The 20,696-nt window shown below is 30.3% G+C and carries 27 protein-coding genes and 1 tRNA gene; 19 read left to right on the plus strand and 9 right to left on the minus strand.

The features are described 5' to 3' along the window. Positions 1 to 62: 62 nt before the first annotated feature. Together RYO54_RS09225 and RYO54_RS09230 are read right to left on the minus strand one after the other, a co-directional pair. Entirely contained in the window at positions 63 to 224 is a 162-nt protein-coding gene (locus RYO54_RS09225) for a zinc-ribbon domain-containing protein (RefSeq protein WP_315117870.1), read from the minus strand. Positions 225 to 387: 163 nt separating this feature from the next. Next, the gene (locus tag RYO54_RS09230) at positions 388 to 1,509 is read right to left on the minus strand and encodes an endospore germination permease (RefSeq protein WP_315117872.1); all 1,122 of its coding nucleotides are present in this window, start codon (positions 1,507 to 1,509) and stop codon (positions 388 to 390) included. 93 nt (positions 1,510 to 1,602) lie between these two features. Here RYO54_RS09230 and RYO54_RS09235 point away from each other — a divergent pair, with 93 nt between their 5' ends. The 5 genes from RYO54_RS09235 (at position 1,603) to tyrS (ending at position 7,257) form a co-directional block, all read left to right on the plus strand. Continuing rightward, positions 1,603 to 3,015, plus strand: a complete 1,413-nt coding sequence (locus RYO54_RS09235; protein ID WP_315117875.1) for a spore germination protein — start codon at positions 1,603 to 1,605, stop codon at positions 3,013 to 3,015. Next, positions 2,996 to 4,105 carry a Ger(x)C family spore germination protein gene (locus RYO54_RS09240; protein WP_315117878.1) on the plus strand — a complete coding sequence of 370 codons (1,110 nt, stop codon included), beginning with the start codon at positions 2,996 to 2,998 and terminating at the stop codon, positions 4,103 to 4,105. The genes RYO54_RS09235 and RYO54_RS09240 overlap by 20 nt, the downstream gene beginning before the upstream one ends. Positions 4,106 to 4,161: 56 nt before the next feature. Continuing rightward, positions 4,162 to 5,307, plus strand: a complete 1,146-nt coding sequence (locus RYO54_RS09245; RefSeq protein ID WP_315117880.1) for an RNA-binding domain-containing protein — start codon at positions 4,162 to 4,164, stop codon at positions 5,305 to 5,307. A 128-nt stretch (positions 5,308 to 5,435) separates the two neighbouring features. Beyond that, complete coding sequence (locus tag RYO54_RS09250) at positions 5,436 to 5,855, plus strand: hypothetical protein (protein WP_315117883.1); 420 nt, start codon at positions 5,436 to 5,438, stop codon at positions 5,853 to 5,855. Between the two features lie 181 nt (positions 5,856 to 6,036). Continuing rightward, positions 6,037 to 7,257: a tyrosine--tRNA ligase gene (gene tyrS, locus RYO54_RS09255; RefSeq protein WP_315117885.1), complete on the plus strand. Its 1,221-nt coding sequence runs from the start codon at positions 6,037 to 6,039 to the stop codon at positions 7,255 to 7,257. Positions 7,258 to 7,445: 188 nt separating this feature from the next. Here the strand turns inward: tyrS and rimI are convergent, their stop codons facing one another. The 4 genes from rimI to RYO54_RS09275 form a co-directional block, all read right to left on the minus strand. Beyond that, positions 7,446 to 7,889, minus strand: a complete 444-nt coding sequence (gene rimI / locus RYO54_RS09260; protein WP_315117888.1) for a ribosomal protein S18-alanine N-acetyltransferase — start codon at positions 7,887 to 7,889, stop codon at positions 7,446 to 7,448. Then, positions 7,879 to 8,580 (minus strand): tRNA (adenosine(37)-N6)-threonylcarbamoyltransferase complex dimerization subunit type 1 TsaB, encoded by a 702-nt coding sequence (gene tsaB, locus RYO54_RS09265; protein WP_315117889.1) that lies wholly within the window; start codon positions 8,578 to 8,580, stop codon positions 7,879 to 7,881. Before tsaB ends, rimI begins: the two co-directional genes overlap by 11 nt. After that, complete coding sequence (gene tsaE, locus RYO54_RS09270) at positions 8,577 to 9,035, minus strand: tRNA (adenosine(37)-N6)-threonylcarbamoyltransferase complex ATPase subunit type 1 TsaE (RefSeq protein ID WP_315117893.1); 459 nt, start codon at positions 9,033 to 9,035, stop codon at positions 8,577 to 8,579. The genes tsaB and tsaE overlap by 4 nt, the downstream gene beginning before the upstream one ends. A gap of 93 nt (positions 9,036 to 9,128) precedes the next feature. Continuing rightward, entirely contained in the window at positions 9,129 to 10,373 is a 1,245-nt protein-coding gene (locus RYO54_RS09275) for an HD domain-containing phosphohydrolase (RefSeq protein WP_315117897.1), read from the minus strand. Between the two features lie 127 nt (positions 10,374 to 10,500). Here RYO54_RS09275 and RYO54_RS09280 point away from each other — a divergent pair, with 127 nt between their 5' ends. From RYO54_RS09280 to RYO54_RS09290, 3 genes are all read left to right on the plus strand, one after another. Beyond that, positions 10,501 to 11,415 (plus strand): metal ABC transporter substrate-binding protein, encoded by a 915-nt coding sequence (locus RYO54_RS09280; protein WP_315117899.1) that lies wholly within the window; start codon positions 10,501 to 10,503, stop codon positions 11,413 to 11,415. Continuing rightward, on the plus strand, positions 11,415 to 11,792 hold the full coding sequence (locus RYO54_RS09285; protein WP_315117902.1) for a zinc ribbon domain-containing protein: 378 nt from the start codon (positions 11,415 to 11,417) through the stop codon (positions 11,790 to 11,792). Before RYO54_RS09280 ends, RYO54_RS09285 begins: the two co-directional genes overlap by 1 nt. Before the next feature lie 59 nt (positions 11,793 to 11,851). After that, a tRNA-Trp gene (locus tag RYO54_RS09290) sits at positions 11,852 to 11,927 on the plus strand. A gap of 127 nt (positions 11,928 to 12,054) precedes the next feature. Here RYO54_RS09290 and RYO54_RS09295 read toward each other — a convergent pair. From RYO54_RS09295 to RYO54_RS09305, 3 genes are read right to left on the minus strand one after another with little or no spacing between them, the layout of a single operon-like run. Beyond that, positions 12,055 to 13,155 carry a site-specific integrase gene (locus RYO54_RS09295; RefSeq protein WP_315117904.1) on the minus strand — a complete coding sequence of 367 codons (1,101 nt, stop codon included), beginning with the start codon at positions 13,153 to 13,155 and terminating at the stop codon, positions 12,055 to 12,057. Between the two features lie 46 nt (positions 13,156 to 13,201). Continuing rightward, positions 13,202 to 13,528 carry a hypothetical protein gene (locus RYO54_RS09300; protein WP_315117907.1) on the minus strand — a complete coding sequence of 109 codons (327 nt, stop codon included), beginning with the start codon at positions 13,526 to 13,528 and terminating at the stop codon, positions 13,202 to 13,204. After that, complete coding sequence (locus RYO54_RS09305; RefSeq protein WP_315117909.1) at positions 13,518 to 13,850, minus strand: helix-turn-helix transcriptional regulator; 333 nt, start codon at positions 13,848 to 13,850, stop codon at positions 13,518 to 13,520. Before RYO54_RS09305 ends, RYO54_RS09300 begins: the two co-directional genes overlap by 11 nt. A 206-nt stretch (positions 13,851 to 14,056) precedes the next feature. Here RYO54_RS09305 and RYO54_RS09310 point away from each other — a divergent pair, with 206 nt between their 5' ends. From RYO54_RS09310 to RYO54_RS09360, 11 genes are all read left to right on the plus strand, one after another. Next, positions 14,057 to 14,269 carry a helix-turn-helix domain-containing protein gene (locus RYO54_RS09310; RefSeq protein ID WP_399549289.1) on the plus strand — a complete coding sequence of 71 codons (213 nt, stop codon included), beginning with the start codon at positions 14,057 to 14,059 and terminating at the stop codon, positions 14,267 to 14,269. Beyond that, on the plus strand, positions 14,270 to 14,524 hold the full coding sequence (locus RYO54_RS09315; RefSeq protein ID WP_315117913.1) for a DNA-binding protein: 255 nt from the start codon (positions 14,270 to 14,272) through the stop codon (positions 14,522 to 14,524). It begins immediately after the preceding gene. A 9-nt stretch (positions 14,525 to 14,533) separates the two neighbouring features. Further along, positions 14,534 to 15,244 carry a Rha family transcriptional regulator gene (locus tag RYO54_RS09320; protein ID WP_315117916.1) on the plus strand — a complete coding sequence of 237 codons (711 nt, stop codon included), beginning with the start codon at positions 14,534 to 14,536 and terminating at the stop codon, positions 15,242 to 15,244. Positions 15,245 to 15,445: 201 nt separating this feature from the next. Beyond that, positions 15,446 to 15,568 carry a hypothetical protein gene (locus RYO54_RS09325; RefSeq protein WP_315117918.1) on the plus strand — a complete coding sequence of 41 codons (123 nt, stop codon included), beginning with the start codon at positions 15,446 to 15,448 and terminating at the stop codon, positions 15,566 to 15,568. A gap of 2 nt (positions 15,569 to 15,570) precedes the next feature. Continuing rightward, positions 15,571 to 15,954 (plus strand): hypothetical protein, encoded by a 384-nt coding sequence (locus RYO54_RS09330; protein WP_315117920.1) that lies wholly within the window; start codon positions 15,571 to 15,573, stop codon positions 15,952 to 15,954. A gap of 11 nt (positions 15,955 to 15,965) precedes the next feature. Beyond that, positions 15,966 to 16,217, plus strand: a complete 252-nt coding sequence (locus RYO54_RS09335; protein ID WP_315117923.1) for a hypothetical protein — start codon at positions 15,966 to 15,968, stop codon at positions 16,215 to 16,217. A 73-nt stretch (positions 16,218 to 16,290) separates the two neighbouring features. Next, complete coding sequence (locus tag RYO54_RS09340) at positions 16,291 to 18,228, plus strand: DUF2813 domain-containing protein (protein WP_315117926.1); 1,938 nt, start codon at positions 16,291 to 16,293, stop codon at positions 18,226 to 18,228. Continuing rightward, positions 18,229 to 18,474: a hypothetical protein gene (locus RYO54_RS09345; protein ID WP_315117928.1), complete on the plus strand. Its 246-nt coding sequence runs from the start codon at positions 18,229 to 18,231 to the stop codon at positions 18,472 to 18,474. Beyond that, positions 18,475 to 19,371 (plus strand): RecT family recombinase, encoded by an 897-nt coding sequence (locus tag RYO54_RS09350; protein ID WP_315117929.1) that lies wholly within the window; start codon positions 18,475 to 18,477, stop codon positions 19,369 to 19,371. Beyond that, complete coding sequence (locus tag RYO54_RS09355) at positions 19,371 to 20,102, plus strand: MBL fold metallo-hydrolase (protein WP_315117932.1); 732 nt, start codon at positions 19,371 to 19,373, stop codon at positions 20,100 to 20,102. The genes RYO54_RS09350 and RYO54_RS09355 overlap by 1 nt, the downstream gene beginning before the upstream one ends. An 80-nt stretch (positions 20,103 to 20,182) precedes the next feature. Further along, positions 20,183 to 20,696: DUF4373 domain-containing protein (locus RYO54_RS09360; protein WP_315117935.1), on the plus strand; the 514-nt coding region annotated here is incomplete at its 3' end.

Genomic DNA, 20,696 nt, shown 5'->3' on the forward strand with positions numbered 1-20,696 from the left:
TGCAAATGTGGAGGTAATTATATAAAAAAATAAAAAGAGAGGAAAAACCTCTCTTATCTTTTCTATCTTTGTCCGTTATTTCTAGTAGCTTTTCTAGCTCTTCTACATTCTGGACATCTTACAGGATCATTCTCGAATCCTTTTTCTTTATAGAATTCCTGTTCTCCTTCTGTGAATATAAATTCTTTTCCACAATCTTTGCATTCAATTGTTTTATCAGCCAAAGTAAAAACCTCCTTTTAATCATAGGTTAATTTTTCACGGATAGCTCTCCTATGATTAAGGAGTTAAGTACCTGAGAAATTACCTATATATTTAATAATAAATACATTTGTAATTATATCATAAAAACCGTTATATATACAATATAGATAAGTCAATTTATAATTAGTTATTTACTGAATTTTGAGAATTATTATTTCTGGCTTTTTTCTTCTTGTTTTGTCTATTGTTTTTAAAATTAAATATTATTATAGCTATTAAAGGTATTATGAAAAAGTTTATTAAAGATATATAAGTATATATATTTAAATAGTTAAAAAACAATAGTAAATCATCTGCAATATAATTAGTGAATGCAAAAACCAATATAGTTATTATATAAACGGTATATTTCCCGTCAATTTTTATCTCCTTCAGTGCTTTTAATATTAATGCTAATACAATTACATATTTAACATACCATCCTCCAATTGTTTGAAGCATAACAAACAATTCTCCGCTTTCTATGAATCTCCAATAACTTATTAGTTGAGTTTGAGTGAGTTTAGGATAGGATAAATTTTTTAATCTATCAATTTGGAAGGTCATGAGAACTCCCAAAGTAGATATAACTTCCATCTGAATTACAAAAAGTAGTGCTAAAGTGCCATGCCTTAATAATTTATCCTTTTTAACTACATCATTTAAATAAGGATATACTAAAGTTATATGTGCATATAAACCTAGTATTTGTAATATGCATAATAAAAAATTCCACGTGAAAACATTTTGAAACATAGGTAATATAAAAGTTATATGTTTATATGTACTAGTAAGAATAGCTAAGTTTATTCCAGCTAATATCATTAATATTATGCCTATTATAGTAGTTGCTAGAACACTTCGAGGACCTTTTTTTACTATATATATAGCTGGAAATAGTAAAAATATGAGAAGATACCATATAGGAGTTTCCAGCAATAGATTAGTATGCATTGCACTAGATTCTACTCCTGCACATTCTATCAAAGTCAATAAAAGAGATATTATATAAAATACATGGAAAATGTTTCCTAATATTTTCCCGAAAGAAGAACAGTATATATGGTATAAGTCGTAGCAGTTTGACTTTTTAAATACTTTAATTGAAAAAATAAAATATAATAATATTATTATAGATGCAATAATTGTAGCAATCCAAGAATCTTTACCACCATTTTTAATGTAAACAGTGGGATAAGTTTTTTGAGATACTATTATTAACCCTAAAATTATGAAGCCTAGTTGCTTTGAATTTATTTTATACATTTACTCACCTTTAAAAAAGTTTTTATTTATATTATTTACCAATTGCTGAATAATATTCTTAGCAAATACAAATAATAATCAAGGGTGAAATTTATGAGTAAATATTTTGAATTAGTAAAAGAGAAGTTAAAGGATAATTTTGATCTAAAATATAGAGAACTTGAAACAGCTATAGGATTAATATATGTAGTGTATATTGATGATTTATGTAATTCTAGTTTTATAAGTGAGTATATTATTGGTCCAATAATTCAAGAAAAGGATAATATAAAAGATATAGATAATTTAAAAAAAGGGATACTAAGTGCCAGTTATGTAGATGATATTACTAATTTTAATGAAGCAATGCTCCATATATTATCTGGAGATGTATTGCTAATATTTGAATATAATGAAAAAGTATTATACTGTGAAGCGAAAGGGTTTAGTAAAAGGGATATATCAACAGCTGACACAGAAAACGCTATAAAGGGACCAAGGGAGGCATTTAGTGAAACTGCTGTAGATAATGTAGCTTTAATAAGGAAAAGAATAAAAAATGCTGATTTAAAATTTGAAAGCTTTTATATTGGTAAAAAGTCAAATACAACGGTATTTATGACTTATATAAAAGAAGTAGCTGAAGAGGATTTAATTGATAGAATAAGAGATAAACTTAAGAATATGGATCCGGATTTTATTTTAGATTCTAATTATATATCAGAACAATTATCAAGTACCAAAACTTTTTTTGATACTACTGGATTCAGTGAAAAGGCGGATATAATATGTTCAAAGCTATATGAAGGTAGAGTAGGAGTCATTGTAGATGGTTCACCATTTGTAATGACTGTACCATATTTTTTTATAGAAGGTTTTCATGCTCCAGATGATTACTATATTAATAAATATTATTCTAATGCAGCAAGGATATTGAGGGAAATTGCTTTCTTAATATCTGTATTTTTGCCAGGATTATATTTAGCTATTACAACTTACCATTTTTCTCTCATTCCTTCTGTTTTTGTTTTTAGGCTTGCAGTATCAAGGGCAGGAGTTCCCTTTCCTTCAGTGGTAGAATTGATTTTGATGATGTTTTTCTTTGCAATATTAAGAGAGGCCGGAATAAGATTACCTCAACCAATAGGTCAAGCGGCAAGCATAGTAGGAGCACTTATTCTTGGTGATGCGGCAATAGGTGCTGGTTTAGCATCACAAATAGGATTAATAATTGTAGCAGTATCTTCTATAGCCGCTTTTTTAGTACCTAAGCTATATAGTCCTAGTATAGCATGGAGTATAATTATAATTTTATTTTCTTCGCTTTTAGGATTACCTGGATTTTATATAATAATGCTTACTTTTGTAGCTCATATATCTAGTTTAGATTCAGTAGGATACCCTTATTTATATCCATTGGGCACAGCTAAAGAAATTAAATTAAGAGATATTTTATTTAGAAGAGATTTAGAAGATATATCTAAAAATATAGGCAGGGATGATTTAAATGAAGAAGATATTAATTAGTTCAATATTAGCTATGTGTTTCTTACTAAATGGTTGTTTTAATTATAAAGATATAAACAGGGTATTATTTGCTACTAGCATATTAATTGATATTGATGAAGACAACAATCCTATAGTATACGTAGAAACTTTTAAACCTTATAGAAGTGCTATAAGTGGATCAGAAAAAGGGCAGAGAATCATATATAAAGGAAAAGGAAAAACCATTTTCGAAGCTTTAAGAACTATAGGGCTATCTACTAGCTATAAAATAAATGCTACACAAAATAAGGCTTTAATATTTACAGAAAAAGCAGCCAGGTATGGTATGCATGATTTTATAGATCTTATGGGTAGAGACCAAGAATTTATAATAAGGCAATATATAGTGATATATCAAGGTGATGTGGATAGATTATTAAAGGCTAATATAAAATCAGAGGAATATATAGGATTATTTATAACGGATTTGATAGAAAATATAGGAACATCTTCAAGATCTATAAAACTTAGTACAAATGATTATTTAAATAAAAGATTAAGTCCTGGTGGTACGGTTGTAGCAACTCTATTAAAGATGAGTGACGATCAGTTAGAGGAACTGTTGATTATCGATGGTGGATCTATAATAAAAAATGATAAATTAATAGTAAATATACCAATACAGGATAGCCAAGGATATAATTTTCTTGTAGACCAGGTTAAAACAGGAACTTTGGAAATTCCCTATTTAAGCGAAGAAAACAAATATGCAACTTTAGAAATAAGAAATAGTCGTACTAAAACTAATATGGAGTATGATGGTAAAAATTTAAAACTGATTAAAACAATAAATGTAAGAACTACTTTAGCTGAAACTCAAGCGGCCCTTGACTTTACTCCTGAAAATTTAGAAAAGATCGCCAAGGGAGCTGAAGATAATATTATAAGAGCAACTAGGGATGTCTTTGAGAAATATAAAAACAATAATTTAGATATATTCAACGTGGAAAGAGATTTTCAAATTAGGTATCCTCATGCAGATTGGAAAGATATATTGCAAGACACTACATTAGAAGTAAAAGCAAAAGTTGTAATAGAAGGTTCGTCTAATAGGAAGGGATTTCATTAATATATGATATAATATAATTACGGTAACTAGTAATTATTGTATGAGGGTAAATTAATATGGATAGTAAAAAGCTTTTGAATTTAATTAAAAGAGGAGAAGGAATTAAATTAGACTTTAAAGAAATGCTGGACTTAGATATGGAAAGTGGTAGAAAGGAATTAGCAAAAGATATATGCGCAATAGCTAATTCAAGGGGAGGCAGAGGATATTTAATTATAGGGATTGAGGATAAAACAAAAAAAATCATAGGTATAGATGAAAATAATTATGGTGAAGAGAAAATACAACAAATAGTAAGTTCTAGATGTGAACCTCCTATACCTATTTCATTAGAATTTGTAAGCTTACATGATAAAAAGATAGCTGTAATAAATATATATGATGGATCACAAAAGCCATATCAATTAAGAGAGAATGGAGCTTTTTATATTAGAAGGGGCTCAACGACGGATACCATGAGAAAAGAAGAAATTATATCTGCTTTAAATGAAAATTTAAGTTTAAATGTAGAGTTATGCCCTATAGTAAAGAGTGAAATAAGTTTTATAGATAGAAATTTAGTTAAGAAATATTTTGATTTAAAGGGTATAGAAGTAGATGATAGCAATATAATTAACCTTATGGAAAATGCCTCAATAATTACTTTTGATAAGGATTCCAATAAATATGTAGCAACATTAGGAGGAATTTTAGTTTTTTCAAAATACAATAGTATATTTCTTCCTCATAATATGATCAAGATAATAAATAATGTAAATAAGGATTTTGAAAATAATATAATAATAACTGGTGATTTGTTATCTATGTTAGATAAAGGTGAGGAGCGGTTAAAAGAAATTTTACCTAAGGATTATCCTATAAATGGTATTTATGAAGGCTTAAGAAATTCAATACTTTATAGGGATTATACTCTATGCTGTAATGAAATAGAAGTTGTCATAAATCCCAATAGCATTGTATTAATGAGTCCAGGTGTAATCATAAATGGTAAAGATATAGGAACTAGTAAATATTTAAAAAGAAATATGTGGATATATGAAAAGCTTATAACTATAGATAACAAAAATAGATTTTTTAATACAGGCAAAGGGTTTTTAAGAATGAAAAGATATTTCAAAGGAAAAGGTAAAGTAGTGTTTGTAAACTCAATAAAAGAAAATTGTTTTAAAATAATTTACCCAGGGGTTAAGGGTATTAAGTAAATGTAGAAATATGTAATAATAAAGTGGATTTTTGGGCAAAAATGCCCATTTTTTTTATTGAAAAAAGATTCAGAATATTATATAATTTATATAATAAAACCTAAAAAAATATAGTTAGGGGTGGTAATATGATTCAAGTACTTTGCGCCCAAAGAGGAGCAGGAAAAACAAAGACATTAATAGAAATGGCAAACAATAGGGTAGAAGACAATAAAGGACATATAGTATTTATTGACGATGATAAAAGAATCATGTTTGAACTTCAGAGAGATATTAGATTTATCTCAACTTGCGACTATAACTTAAGAAATCACCATAGTTTTTATGGCTTTTTGTGCGGCATACTTTCAAGCAATTATGATATTGATACCATTTTTGTGGATGGCTTATTTAATATTATAAATCTTGATATAGAGGATGCTGCTTATTTATTTTATGAATTAGAAATGTTAGAAAAACAATATGACGTTGATTTTCTGATCAGCGTAAATGAAGAAGAGATGCTCGATTGTATGAGGAAGTATGTTGTTGACTTAGTTTGTGCTTGATGTAAACATTTTATTTAGTGAGAAAATAATGTAGATTAATATAGAGAATTTTATATATTTTACAAAAAGCTGGGGGTAAATATCCAGCTTTTTTGCGTATAAAAGTTGATAAAAATAATGTTTATATATATACTATAAAGAAGAAATAAATACATAAAATATACCAAGGGAGGCAGTATAAATGAGTAATGTATATGACGTATTATTAGAGCGTGGGTACATAAAACAAACTACCCATGAAGATGAAATAAAAGAATTGTTATCTAAAGAGAAGATAGCTTTTTATATAGGTTTTGATCCTACAGCTGAAAGTCTTCATATAGGACACTTTTTACCACTTATGATGATGGCCCACATGCAAAAGGCTGGGCATAAGCCTATAGCTTTAGTAGGGGGAGGAACTGTTGTAGTAGGAGATCCTTCAGGAAAGACTGATATGAGAAAAATGCTTTCAAGGGAAACTATAGATCGTAATGTAGCTTGCATAAAAAGCCAATTGGAAAGATTTATAGACTTTGATAATGACAAAGCTATAATGGCTAATAATGCAGATTGGTTATTAAAGTTAAACTACGTAGAATTTATAAGAGAAATAGGAGTTCATTTCTCAGTAAATAGAATGTTAACTGCAGAGTGTTTTAAACAGAGATTAGAAAAGGGTCTCTCTTTCTTAGAATTTAACTATATGCTAATGCAGGGATATGACTTTTTAGAACTGTTTAGAAGATATGGCTGTGTTATGCAATTAGGTGGAGATGACCAATGGAGTAACATGCTGGCGGGAGCAGATTTAATCAGAAGAAAAGAAGGAAAACCTGCTTTTGCAATGACTTGTACTTTGCTAACCAATAGTGAAGGAAATAAAATGGGTAAGACTGTTAATGGTGCATTATGGTTAGATAAAGAAAAGACTACTCCATATGAATTCTACCAATATTGGAGAAATGTTGATGATGCAGATGTAAAAAAGTGTCTGGCTCTATTAACATTCTTACCAATGGATGAAGTAAGAAGATTGGGTGCACTAGAAGGCTCAGAAATAAATGAAGCTAAAAAAGTGTTGGCATACGAAGTTACAAAGTTAATTCATGGAGAAGAAGAAGCACAGAAAGCAAAGGAAGCTTCAGATGCTTTATTTGGTGCTGGAAAGGATATGAGTAATGTTCCAACCTCATGTATTACAAGAGATAAATTAAACTCCTCATTACTTGATATTCTTGTTGAAACAAAAATAATTCCATCAAAAGGTGAAGGAAGAAGATTAATACAACAAGGTGGATTAAATGTAAATGATAATAAAGTTACAGATGTAAACTTAATTATTACAGAGAAGGATTTTGTAGATGGCACTATTATAATTAGAAGAGGAAAGAAAAACTATAATAGAATAGTGCTTGAATAAATATAATAGATGAGTATATTGAAATAGAACAATTAGCAAAAGCTACTAAAGGACATGAGGCTATAACTAAAGCTTTACTAAAGTAATATTTGCAATATAAATTGATTAGATGTAAATAAGGATAAAACCAATAAGGTACTAAGGCTTAAAACCTCAGTACCTTATTTTATATATTGCACTTTCGCATTTTATATATCATATTTCCACATGATTATAGCATCTTCTCCATCGTCACTATAGTAATTTTTTCTTATGCCCTCATTTACAAAATCAAATTTTTCATAAAGCTTTTGAGCAATTATATTAGATTTTCTAACTTCTAAGGTCATGCTATGTACTGCATATCTTTTACATTGCTCTATTAATTCTTCTAATAATGCAGAAGCTATACCAATACTCCTATAATCAGGATGAATAGCAATATTAGTTATGTGACCCTCATCTAGAATAATCCATATTCCAGCGTAACCTATAACCTTACCATCTTTTAATACTACTAAGTATAGAGAGTTTTCATTGACGATTTCATTTTCTACAGACATTCTGCTCCAGGGTACCGAAAAGGATAAATCATTAATTTCACATATATCATCTATGTGTCCCATATTAGCAATGGAAAATTTAAAGTCCATTTTTACGGTCGTACTCCCTTTCTGCTTGAGATTTTCTCAAATATATAGGAGCAAAGGTATGTATATCTTCGCTTATATCGGATTTAATGAGATTAAATCCTATGGCTCCTAGAGAAGAAGCTTTTACTACATTCAATGAAGAAGGGGCAAAATATATATTTTCAAGAGAAGTACTTAACTTATCTTGAAATTTTTTAGTACAATCACCGATGAAGGTAATCTTTTCATCATAAGTATTTAAAATAGAAATTAGTTCCTCTATAGATATTGCAGAATAATCTATAAGCTGCTCTAGCATACCATCGTTAAATCTGTATAAGCATGTATAAACATTATCTCTTAAGGCATCTAAAATAGGGCATATAATACCATCGGTATAAGCTAAGTTAAAGGCAAGCCCATCTAAAGAGGAAACTGAAACAAAAGGTTTTCCCGTACCCTCGCTTAATCCTTTTATGGTGGCTGCACCTATCCTAAGTCCTGTAAAAGAACCAGGGCCTTTGGATACTACAAAACCATCTATATCTTGAATAGTAAGATTCAAATTTTTTAAAAGATAATCTATCATAGGCATTAAAATAATAGAATGTTGTTTTTTATAATTAAAGACTACTTCACCTAATAGTTTATTTTCATCTAATATGGCACATGTAGCGCATTCGGTTGCAGAATCTAAACTTAATATTTTCATAGTTTTATCTCCTTTATGTATTTGTATCTATCTCCATAGTAATCTATTGTTATTTTGCGGTGTTCATCTTGGTGGGGAATTTTTTCAATAAGTATAGATATATGTTCCTTTGGTATAAGCTCATCTATATAATTTGCCCATTCGATGATACTTACTCCATCGGAAAAGATATACTCATCAAATCCAATGGCAGCAATTTCATCGGGATCATTTACCCTATATACATCGAAATGAAATAATTTTACTCTTCCAGAAGTATATTCATTTACTATATTAAAGGTAGGGCTCGTTATATAATCCCCTATATTTAAACCTTTAGCAATACCTTTTGTCATATGGGTCTTACCCGTTCCTAAATCGCCAATAAGACATATAATGTCACCAGGGCTACAAAGTTTTCCTATTTGTTCACCTATATGCGATGTCTTATCAACATTATCAACAAAAAATTCCATATATTTAACCTACTTTCTAGTATAGTTTCATACACATATTTTAACCAATAAAGACAAAAAAGAAAAGGTAGCGTTAAAGTTACCTTCCTTTATTTATAAATCATTATATCCAATTGTTTCTTTCAAATAACCTAAAGCTTTACTACATATTAAATATCTATCAGCCATGCTATTCATTATTTCAAAGGTTTTTTCATGGGAGAAACCTTGTTTGTAAGGTCTGCTTTCCGTTAGGGCCTGATATATATCACAAATTGCAATAATTCTAGACTCTTCATTTAACTGGTGAGCTTTTAAACCTCTAGGATAGCCAGTGCCATCTAATTTTTCGTGATGATTACTTGCCCAATCGCTTATATCGGGGATATCTTCAATTCTATCTAAAATGATTTTAGAATAGTAAACATGAGATTTAATAATATTAAACTCATCATTTGTTAATCCAGAATTTTTATTTAATATTTTTATGGGTATTGCAAGTTTTCCTATGTCGTGAAGCAATCCCGCTATTTTCATTTTCTTGCATTTTTCTTCATCATACTTAAGATGTTTAGATACATTATAGGCCAGCTCTCCTATGTTAAGGGAATGGGAGGCTGTATGATCATCTTTATTATCTATTATGCTCGAAAAAATATAAGCTACTTTTTCGAATTCCAATAGATTTAAAGTTAGATTCATTTTTGGAGCTACATTATCTAAAATAAAATTCATAGAATTTAAATTCTCTAAATTAAACCAAAATATATCCTTTCTAGAACACCTTAAAAAAGCCTCTGTAATTTTAGAAGAGTATATTTTGTTGTTATTTTCCTTAATCCATTGTACTATTCTATCCTTTTGAAATAAGGATGATTGAGATTCCTTGAAAAGAAGTTCAATTAAATCTGATATTCTAATTATTTGACTTTCTAAGGGTATATTTTCCCCACTGAGCTTTAATGAGCCAGATCCATCGTAATTTTCGTGGTGATAAAGTATAATATCAGACAAATTATTAAACAAAGGAAACTCCTTTGTTAGATTACTACCCATTATAGAATGTTCATAAATAAAATCATTTGAATGGTGACTAGCATTGAAGAAGTTAGTAGCACCTATATCATGTAAAAGTGAAGAGATATAAAGTAATTGGAGTTTATTTTCTGGTATATTTAATTCTCTTCCAATTTCTATAGCTATATAGCATGTCCTAAGCGAATGATTCATAAATTTATGCTTAGAATAATGTATATTAGTTACTTCTTCTATTATATTTGTACCATCAACTGAACTCATTTGAGATAAATCTAAGGCAATGGATATGGCACGAATTACTTTATTTAAGCTAATTTCCATAGGGTACCTCACTAAAACTATATTAAAGATAATTTTACCATATAAATTGGTAACAATAAACATTAATTTGCATTGGAGATATTACTTATGTAAAATATATATATATTCAATTTGCGAGGTGGAGAAATTGAAAAAAATTAAATACATAATTGTTATGTTAATTTTTGTGATTTTGTTATCAGGCTGTGAAAAATTAAATGAAGATATTGAAATAAATTTAAATGTAAATAAAAGCAGTGATGTTGTATTAAACATAATGACTACAGATAAATTATTATATTTGATGACTAAGGATATAGTTGGGGATAAACATTTTGTTGATTTCATGTTTAAAAATAGAGAAGAAGAATTAAATTATGTTTTTTCACAAGATGCGATAAATAATATAAGTAAATATGATTTGTTTATATACAACGGTGGAGGATTAGAGCCTTGGGCTAATGATTTTGTAAATAAATTAAGTAAAGGAAAATTAGGGGTAATAAATCTTTCAAGGGGAATAAATATACTTTCATATAATGATAATGTTAAATATAAAAAATATATTTTTAAAGAAAATCCTTACTATTGGATGAATATTGACAATTATAAAATAGCTCTTTCAAACATAAAAAACTCAATACAAGATAAAGATCCTAAGAATAGAGACTTCTATGAAAAAAACTTTAATGGTATGGTAAAGGAATTGGAAGAATACGAGAAAAAAATAAAGGAAATATGTGCAAATTTAAAAGAAACTGAGGTATATTATTCTGAAGAAGATTTAGAATATTTCTTGAAGTATTGCAATATAAAAGGAATTAAGATGCCTAAAGACAAGGACCTATCTAATGAAATTAAAGACAATAGCAACGACAAAAACAAATTGTTTTTTTACTACAAAGGAAATGAACTAAAGGCAGCAGAGGAAAATATAAAAAAATATAATATGGTACCTATAAACATTTTAATATACAAAGAAGATGCTCGTTATATCGATATAGTAAAATATAATGTTAATAGCTTAAATAAAGCAATTTTGTCAAATGGGGGTAACCAATAATGTTCTTTTTTGGAATAATGGGTATTGAGGAAAGGAAAAAAAGTATTAAACATATTCAAAATATAATATGTAAGAGCTGTGAACGTATGTCTACATATGAATTGATTAAAGTATATACTGTTTTTCATTTCTTCTTTATACCTTTAGCTAAGTTTAACAAAAAATATTATGCAATTTCACGATGCTGTAATTCCATTTTTGAAGTGCCACAAGAGATGGGGAAGCTTATAGAGAGCGGTGAAGAAGTGACTATTGATGATTCTAATTTAAAAGAGGTATATGTTAACAGTAGAAACGGTAACGTATGTAATTATTGTGGTGGGGTTATAGACAAATCCTTTGAGTTTTGTCCTCATTGTGGTAGAAAGATTGACTGAGTTAAAAAAGTAGTTGACGGATATAGGAGGCTGTGCTATAATAAAATTCGTTAAGATATAGGGGTATAGCTCAATTGGTAGAGTAGCGGTCTCCAAAACCGTTGGTTCCGGGTTCAAGTCCTCGTGCCCCTGCCATTAGGAAAGCCAGTAATCATAAAGGTTACTGGCTTAATTAATAAATATTTATTTATAGTGGTTTTTAGGCGTTTGGTTGTCTTTTGGTTGTATTGACAAAAATTCGCTTAAATAATCACTTATTTTTTTAAAAAAATTGTTCTGCTTTAGAAACTTCATTTCGTTGTGTTTCGACGTCTATGTGGCTATAAGTGTCCAGCGTAAATGCTACTGTGCTATGACCTAATCGTTCCGAAATTACTTTAGGGTTGGTTTTTGATTTTAATAATAAGGTTGCATGTGTGTGTCTTAAATCATGAAATCTAACTTTAGGTAAATTATATTCTGCCAACATTTTGGGGAATTTTTGACTAACATAGTGGGGATCCATAGGTCTGCCATCTTCCCAGCAAAGTACATAATCCATATCTATACCATGTTCTAGTTTTCTTTCCATGTGTTCTCTTTTTAATTCCTTTAGAAATTTAATTGTGCTAGGGAATAAAGTTATAGTTCGGTTTGATTTTGGAGTTTTAGTTTCTTTTAATGTTAGCTTACCTTTTATTCTTTGCATTGACTTAGTTATATTAAGTATACTATCAACTAAATCTATGTCCTCCCATTTTAGTGCACACAATTCTCCAACCCTGCACCCTGTATGAGCAGCTAAGAATGTTACATTGTACAATCTATGTCCTTTTATTCTATCTAGGTAAAAACTTATTTCGTCAGCTTTCCAATAGCTCATTTCTTCTTTAGTTGATTTAGGTGGGCTTGCTAAAGAACATGGGTTTACGATTAACATTTGCCAAGTCTGAGCATGTTTCAAGCTAAGATTAAACATTCTATGGATCTTTATAACGGTGTTATTAGAAAGCTTTCTTTCATCTATTAACTTATCATAAAAATCTTCTATAATTAGTGGTTTAAGTTCAGTAAGTTTATATTTTCCTAAATACTTAACTATGTCATTACTAAATTCTTGATATCTTTTATAGGTTGCCGGTTGACAATTACGTTTAGGGTACTTATCTAACCAGTATTCCATAAACTCTTGTACGTTCATTTTACTATTTGCAACAAAGATACCTTTTTCTAATTGACTAATTAACTCAGCAAGAGCTGCTTCACATTCCTTTTTGGTCTTAAAGCCTCTCTTTCTTTTATATTTTTTCTTTCCATTCTCATCAGTTCCAACGTAAACTAGATAACCCCATGAAGGGCCTTCTTTTTTTACTGTACCTTTCAAAATATTCTACCTCCTTTGTATTATAACCCTAAAAAGGGTATAAAAATTACCATGCATTCCTACATAGTGCTAAGATTTCTGGATATTTAATTGCAATTTTACTAAATTCTACAGCCTCCTTTTCAAATATCTTTATATCACCTGGAGAAGAATCAGCATGAGAGTATATGTGTTTAGCTTCATGCCAAATAGTCTCCAGTTGCTTTTCATAACATATATTTTTGTTTATTATCATTAAGAATTTACTATTATGTCCTTTATAGACTAGTCCATAAATACCATCTAAATTCTCAAAAGCAATTCGAATGCTCTTATCTTCTTCAAGGCGACGCATAAAACAAGCAACTTCATACACTTGTTGTTTAGTTACCATTTTCACCCTCGAAAATTTCAATCATTTTTAATACCTTTTGTCTATCGCTTGAAGAAAGATTTTTTATTTTAGAATACAGAAGTTTCATTTCATTTTCCAACTCATCTATTTCATCTATTTTATCGATATCTTCTTTAAATAATTGCTGTACAGTAACATTTAATTCATTCGCTATTTTTTCAAGCATATCCATAGAGGGATTATCCTTTTTGCCTTTTTCTAAGTCACTTAGATAACCTGGTGACATTCCACACGCCTTAGCTAAAGCATTAATACTTAATCCCCTTGAAATTCTGACTTCTTTTATATTTTCTCCTAACATATAAAACACTCCAATTACTTTTATTCTCTGTCATAGAATATGATAACATTATTTTTGTTCTCTGTCAACGAAAAAAAGAGATAATTGGAGCAATTCTCCAATAGAGAATAGTATTTTGAATAATTGGCAATATTTAATCGTTTTTAATAATTGTTCTCTGTTGGAGAATATGATACTATTCTCTTAGAGAGAAAGGAGTGAACAAATTGAACGACATAAAAAATATTAGGCAGCAACAGGGGTTGACGATAAAAGTTCTTTCCAAGAAATCTAAGGTAGCTGGAAGTTACTTAAGCAACCTGGAGAATGGGATATCTAGCAACCCCTCAATGGAAACAATGATTAAAATATCAACTGCATTAGGGAAGAGTGTTCCAGAAGTATTTTTCCCAGAACAAATAAATAAGGAGGTATGTTAAATGTTAAGTCCGCAACAATTCGGGAAGGAATGTGGATTATCTTATCAACAAGTTCTGCAAATGTGCAAGGCTAAAGAAATTAATGCATTAGAAACAGAAGGAGGACATTTTAAAATTCCACCCAAAGAATTGGACAAGTTTAAAAATAATGATTATGTATCTAAAAAAGAATACTTGGAAGTTATAAGAGAGAACGAGAGATTAAGGGTTATAATATCTCAATTCAAGAATTATGTTAGTAATTTTGATATTTAGGAGGTACATATGAACAACTTAATAAACATTTTAAATAAAAATGGACAACTTGTTGTTACTAGTAGACAGATAGCAATAGATTTTAATAAGAGGCACGGAGATGTGCTAGAAAAAGTTGATAGTTTAATTAATGAAATGATCTCAACGGAAAAATCCGTTCAGTACTTTATTCAAGATTCATACAAAGATGATAGTGGTAAAAGCAATAGAGAGTACCTACTAACTAGGGACGGATTTAGTTTACTTGTTATGGGTTTCACTGGTTCAAAGGCGCTAGAGTGGAAACTAAAATACATAGAAGCGTTTAACCGAATGGAGGAGCATATCAAGAATCAAAACATGCCAACATCTTTTGAAGACATGATGATTCTTCAACTCCAAGAACAAAAGAAACTTAAGAGCAGGGTTGAAAATATAGAGGACAAGCTAGAAAGTTTAGAGGTTAATCCAAGTCAAAGGAAGACTATACAGAGCCTTAAACATAAAAGAGTGGTGGAACTGTTAGGCGGAAGAAAAACAAAGGCATATTTAGATAGGAGTTTTAGGAGCAGAGTGTACTCAGACTTGGGGAGAGAGTACTTAAAGTATTTCGATATACCAAGTTATGAATTAACGCCTAAGAATCGATTTAGTGAAGCCTTAGAGGTAGTAGAGTCCTATAACTTAAGCACAGAATTAGCAATGGAGCTTAAAAAAGTAAATAATCAAATAACGTTTTAATAAGGCTACAAGCCTTAATTAAAAAACTTTTACTAGCAACCAAGGCAAAGACTTCCCCAGTATATGTATATTTTAAAAAATAATAAATAGAACCAAGGAGTGAGGTAAATGAGCAAAAGCTTCAGAGAAGGACACAAATATGTTTTTACAAAGAAGAAATTTGTGTAAAGCGAAGGGAAAGAAGATTTAAAGTTTCCAGGGATGAAACAGTGGGTCAATGAATGTAATGGTAGAGACGTGAAAATTGAAGATAGCCAGAGTGGAAATGTAAGAATCTATACTGTGTTCCCCGATTGGTGCAAATGTGTAGGTAAGGAGGAATAACCATGCTAAGAAAATATTTAGAATCTAAAGGAATAACCTTAACAGATTCTGAGTTCAACACAGTTATGCAGATGGTTACAGATGATGTTAAGTTTAACAACATAGGTTTTAACAGAAAGACAGATGTGAATGACATTGTAACTATTGCGGAAATATCAGCAAGGACATTAAAAAGGTGTGACTTAGATGGTTCAGAGATTTATGACAGTAATGGACAAACTGTCGCAGACATAGCAGATATAGCAGAGGTAGAAAGTGGGATACTCAAGGATTTGCTACAAGAAAGCCTAGACTTAATAGAAGATTACAAGAGTATAGCTAAGTATTGGGAAGGCATGTATAAAAGTTTAGATAGCCGTGTTAGACACATTTATAAAGATTTTTAGGAGGGAGAAAAGTGGAAATCCAATATGACAAAGCTGGAAGGATGCTATATAATCCAGAATTTCATCCTAACAAGGGTAAAGCATGGAGTATGGAAGATTTACAATATTTAAAAGATTGGTATCAAAGAATAGGGCCCGAGGAAATGAGTTTTGCCCTAGGAAGACCAATGGGCAGCATTATGCAAAAAGCTTCGCTTTTAAAAAAGAGAGGCGAAATGAAAGAACCTGTTATAAAAAATAACTTCAAGAGAATACAGGCATAAAAAAAGACCCTTTGCAGAGGGCCAACATAAATATTCGTAATTTGATTTTAAATGAAAATGGAGGAAAAAGCAAATGGATAAACAGATATTTTTAAAGAAATTAACTCTTAAGAATTTTAAAGGCATAAAAGAATTAAACATAGATTTTTCTAAAAACACTAACATATTTGGAGAAAACGGAACGGGAAAGACAACCATAGCAGATGCTTTTATGTGGCTGCTATTCGATAAAGACAGCCAGGACAGAGCTACCTTTGAGATAAAGACACTAGATAATAATAACAATGTGCTCCATGGATTAGAACATGAGGTCACAGGAGTTTTAGAAGTAGATAGTAAGGATATAAAGCTGACTAAAATCTATAAAGAGAAATGGACTAAGCAAAGAGGTGAAGCCGAAAAAACCTTAACCGGACACGAAACTTTATATAGCATTGATGAAGTTCCAGTAAAGAAAAAAGAGTACCAGGAGAAAGTAAATAGCTTAATCGAAGAAAACATATTTAAGCTTATAACTAACCCTCTATATTTTTCTATCAACATGAAATGGCAAGACAGAAGAAAGGCTTTATTAGACATAATTGGAGACGTAACAGCAGATAGAATTATCAACTATAAAACTAATTTAAAGCCACTAGGAGAGCTTTTAGAGGATAAGGATATAGATACATTAAAGAATGGTGTACAAGCTAGTAAGAAGAAGCTTAATGACAAAATTAAGGCTATTCCAATAAGGATAGATGAAACTAATAATTCTATTCAAGAACACGACTTTGATGCTCTTGAATTTAGAAAGAGAGTAATAGTAACTGGAATAAAATCTTTAGAAGAAAAGATGTTGGACAGCTCTAAGGTTAATGATGAACTTTTGAGAGAAAAGGATAGGTTGTACGAGCTTAAAAACAAATTAAAGGATATTGAGTATGTAGCAAAATTAAAGGCTGAAAAACCTTTTATACAGCTTAATGAAGATTTAAGAAAAATTAAGTTTGAGATTAGTTCAAAAGAAAGTGAGTTAGTTTACAAAGAAAGAGAGCTATCGAAAATAAAGGCAGACATTGAGAAACATGAAAAATACAAGGATGAACTTAAAAAGAAATGGTATGAAACAAATGAAAAGCAATTCCAATTTGATGAATCCTCATGTGTATGCCCGACTTGTAAAAGATCATATGAAACTGAGGATATTCAAAAGACTAGGCAAGAAATGCTTGAAAACTTTAATCAAAACAAAGCTTCAAATTTAGCTTCAATTACTAAAGAAGGACAAAAGGGAAATAAGTTTATAGAAGAACTTAAAAGCGAAATTAATGAAATAAATTTAGATGTTTTAAAAACTGAAATTTCCACATTGAAAGATAAACAGAAAGAATTAGAGTTTAAACATTTTAACTTTGAACCACAGCTAGATTTAGAATCAAATACAGAATACCAGGAGATTAAATCTCAAATAGAAGAATTGAAATCCAAACTTCAACAGCCACAAGTTAACTATGAGATAGAAGAATTTAAAACTAAAAAGAAAGAGCTAGAAATAGAGCTTGAAGAGGTTAATGCGAAGTTAGCGTATAAAGAGCAGAATGAAAAGCTTAAGGCTAGAATAACTGAATTAATGGATGAAGAAAGAGAACTAGCAAAGCAGATAGCAGCACTTGAAGGTCAAGAGTTCCTTTGTGAAGAGTTTATAAAAACCAAAGTTGAATTATTGGAAAACAGCATAAATTCAAAGTTTAAATATGTAACCTTCAAGCTATTTGATACCCAGGTAAATGGTGGATTAGTAGAGACATGCGAAGCATTAATAAACGGAGTACCATTCGGCAATGCAAATACTGCAAGCCAAATAAATGCAGGGTTGGATATTATAAATGCACTTAGTAATCACTACGGGGTACAAGCTCCAATCTTTATAGACAATAGGGAGAGTGTAAATACCTTAATAGAGACAGATAGCCAGATAATAAATCTAATAGTTAGTAAAGATAAAAAATTAAGAGTGGAGGATATGTAGATGAAAGTTAAAGTAATTTCATTAACCGAAGAAGTAATTGAGGAAAGAGATTATAGGGATGCAGTAGCCATAGAAATAGACGGAAAGAAAGTATTTGAGGTTCGTGATGATGAACCAGAGGATAGTAATTTGAGTAGAAGTTTCAGTGATGTTTGGAAAATACCTGAGCTTATGGAAATGGCATTTATAGCTGGTTCAAAACATGAGGATCTAGAAATTATATCTGAAGAAGTGGAGGAGATTTAAATGAGTGAAAATAAAGCAATTACAGTACAAGAGAAAAATGTAACAGAAGAGGTGCTTGCAAGAGTTCAAGACCTTAACAAAAAAGGAGACTTAGTTATTCCAAAAGGATATAGCGCCGAAAATGCTCTCAAGAGTGCATGGTTAATACTACAGGAAACTATAGATAGAGATAAAAAGCCAGTACTCCAAAGCTGTAGTAAGGCCAGTATAGCAAATGCCCTTTTAGATATGGTAATACAAGGCTTATCACCTGCTAAAAAGCAATGTTACTTCGTAGCCTTTGGTGGTAAGTTGCAGTTAATGCGTAGCTATATGGGAACCGTAGCAGTAACTAAGAGGCTTAAGGGAGTTAAAGACGTTAAAGCACATGTAATTTATGATGGTGATGAATTTGAACAGGAATATAACATAGATACTGCAACCGTTAGGATAACTAAATTTAATCCCAAGTTTGAAAATATAGACTTAAACAAAATCAAAGGAGTCTTTGCGGTAGTGCTAGGGGAGAATGGCCCTATACATACAGAAGTAATGAATATAAATCAAATAAGAAAAGCGTGGGCACAAGGTACAGCATATTCAAGTGGTAAGTCTACAGCACACAATAATTTTACGGATGAAATGGCTAAGAAAACAGTTATAAGCAGAGCGTGCAAAATGTTCGCAAACACCAGTGATGATAGTGATATTTTGATAGAAGCTTTTAATAACAGCGAAGAAAAGAACTATGATGAAAAAGACATAATAAACAACGCTGAATATGAAGTAAAAGAAGAAATAAAAGAAAAAGCTAACTCCAAGCCTATAGACATAGAGCCAGAACCTTCTAAGGTAATAGATGTTGAAGCAGAACCAGTAGAATCACAGCAAACTTCAATGGAAGGGCCAGGATTCTAATGAAACTTAAAGTATTAGGTAGCAGCTCCTTAGGGAATTGCTACCTCCTAGAAGGGGAAAAAGAAACTTTGATAATAGAGTGCGGGATATCGCATAAGGAGATTTTAAAAGGCTTAAATTTCAACTTAAATAATGTAGTAGGGTGTTTAGTATCACACGAACACAAAGACCATAGTAAAGCTATTGGAGATATGTTAAAGGCAGGAATAGATGTTTATACAAGTTTAGGCACCGCAAGAGCACTTACAGATGAATGCTATATAGAAACTTATTACAGGCTTAACTTTATAAGGTCAGAACAACCACTTAAGGTTGGAGACTTTACAATATTACCTTTTGAAGTAGAACACGATGCTGCAGAGCCACTAGGATTCTTAATCCAACATAAAGAAATGGGCAAGTTACTTTTTATAACAGATAGCTATTACTGTAAATATAATTTTTCGGGATTAGATTACATTCTCATAGAGTGTAACTATAGTTCGCAAATACTGGCAGAAAAAGAGCTTCCAAGAAGCTTGAAAAGCAGAATAATTAAATCTCACTTTGAACTAGAGAATGTAAAGGAATTTTTAAGAGCTACAGATTTAAAGAAAGTAAAAGAAATAGTTTTAATACATTTGTCAGATAGCAATAGTAATGCTGCACAATTTCAAGAAGAGATAGAAAAAACCACAGGCAAACCTACGTACATTGGGGATAAGGGATTAGAGGTAGAATTAACTATATAAATTGTTTAAGTTTAAGGAATTAAAGTAACTAAAACTAAGGTTTTAGGAGAGAAAACTCCATTAAAGGAGGGATAAATGCATTGGCAAGACCAAAGAAAGAAGGACTAGATTACTTTCCATTAGATGTATACCTAGATGATAAGTTCAAATTTATAGAGATTAAATATAGATTAGAAGGATTTGCAATAGTTATAAAGTTACTTCAAAAAGTATACGCAAGTGGCTATTATGCAGAGTGGGGAGAGGATGAAGAGCTTCTATTCGCAGATGAAATAAGAGCTGACCTAGGGTTAGTTAAAGATGTAGTTGAGGAATGTTTTAAAAGAGGAATCTTTTTAAGAGAGCTTCATGATAAATATAAAATCTTAACTTCAAGGGGAATACAGAAAAGATACTTAGAAGCAACTAAGAAAAGAACCAGAATTAAGATAAAAAAGATTTATGATTTAGTTTCCGAAGAGAAAACCCCAGTTAAAGGAGAAGAAACCCCCATAAACTCCGCAGAAAGTACACAAAGTAAAGTAAAGGAAAGTAAAGTAAAGGATAAAGATGTTATTTTAATGATAAACAATAGAAGAGATAGAGTTTATAGGA

It is taken from the genome of uncultured Clostridium sp. (genome assembly GCF_963515715.1).
Classification (GTDB): domain Bacteria; phylum Bacillota; class Clostridia; order Clostridiales; family Clostridiaceae; genus Clostridium_AW.

Bases quoted from the DNA above. Each gene is read 5' to 3' on its own strand.
- tsaE (WP_315117893.1), bottom strand. From the start codon at position 9,035: ATGGAATTTTTTGTTGATAATGTTGATAAGACATCGCATATAGGTGAA.
- RYO54_RS09320 (WP_315117916.1), top strand. From the start codon at position 14,534: ATGAACAACTTAATAAACATTTTAAATAAAAATGGACAACTTGTTGTT.
- RYO54_RS09235 (WP_315117875.1), top strand. From the start codon at position 1,603: ATGAGTAAATATTTTGAATTAGTAAAAGAGAAGTTAAAGGATAATTTT.
- RYO54_RS09245 (WP_315117880.1), top strand. From the start codon at position 4,162: ATGGATAGTAAAAAGCTTTTGAATTTAATTAAAAGAGGAGAAGGAATT.
- RYO54_RS09300 (WP_315117907.1), bottom strand. From the start codon at position 13,528: ATGGTAACTAAACAACAAGTGTATGAAGTTGCTTGTTTTATGCGTCGC.
- RYO54_RS09230 (WP_315117872.1), bottom strand. From the start codon at position 1,509: ATGTATAAAATAAATTCAAAGCAACTAGGCTTCATAATTTTAGGGTTA.
- RYO54_RS09330 (WP_315117920.1), top strand. From the start codon at position 15,571: ATGCTAAGAAAATATTTAGAATCTAAAGGAATAACCTTAACAGATTCT.
- RYO54_RS09345 (WP_315117928.1), top strand. From the start codon at position 18,229: ATGAAAGTTAAAGTAATTTCATTAACCGAAGAAGTAATTGAGGAAAGA.
- tsaB (WP_315117889.1), bottom strand. From the start codon at position 8,580: ATGAAAATATTAAGTTTAGATTCTGCAACCGAATGCGCTACATGTGCC.
- RYO54_RS09325 (WP_315117918.1), top strand. From the start codon at position 15,446: ATGAAACAGTGGGTCAATGAATGTAATGGTAGAGACGTGAAAATTGAA.
- RYO54_RS09350 (WP_315117929.1), top strand. From the start codon at position 18,475: ATGAGTGAAAATAAAGCAATTACAGTACAAGAGAAAAATGTAACAGAA.
- RYO54_RS09285 (WP_315117902.1), top strand. From the start codon at position 11,415: ATGTTCTTTTTTGGAATAATGGGTATTGAGGAAAGGAAAAAAAGTATT.
- RYO54_RS09340 (WP_315117926.1), top strand. From the start codon at position 16,291: ATGGATAAACAGATATTTTTAAAGAAATTAACTCTTAAGAATTTTAAA.
- RYO54_RS09355 (WP_315117932.1), top strand. From the start codon at position 19,371: ATGAAACTTAAAGTATTAGGTAGCAGCTCCTTAGGGAATTGCTACCTC.
- RYO54_RS09275 (WP_315117897.1), bottom strand. From the start codon at position 10,373: ATGGAAATTAGCTTAAATAAAGTAATTCGTGCCATATCCATTGCCTTA.
- tyrS (WP_315117885.1), top strand. From the start codon at position 6,037: ATGAGTAATGTATATGACGTATTATTAGAGCGTGGGTACATAAAACAA.
- rimI (WP_315117888.1), bottom strand. From the start codon at position 7,889: ATGGACTTTAAATTTTCCATTGCTAATATGGGACACATAGATGATATA.
- RYO54_RS09250 (WP_315117883.1), top strand. From the start codon at position 5,436: ATGATTCAAGTACTTTGCGCCCAAAGAGGAGCAGGAAAAACAAAGACA.
- RYO54_RS09315 (WP_315117913.1), top strand. From the start codon at position 14,270: ATGTTAAGTCCGCAACAATTCGGGAAGGAATGTGGATTATCTTATCAA.
- RYO54_RS09240 (WP_315117878.1), top strand. From the start codon at position 2,996: ATGAAGAAGATATTAATTAGTTCAATATTAGCTATGTGTTTCTTACTA.
- RYO54_RS09305 (WP_315117909.1), bottom strand. From the start codon at position 13,850: ATGTTAGGAGAAAATATAAAAGAAGTCAGAATTTCAAGGGGATTAAGT.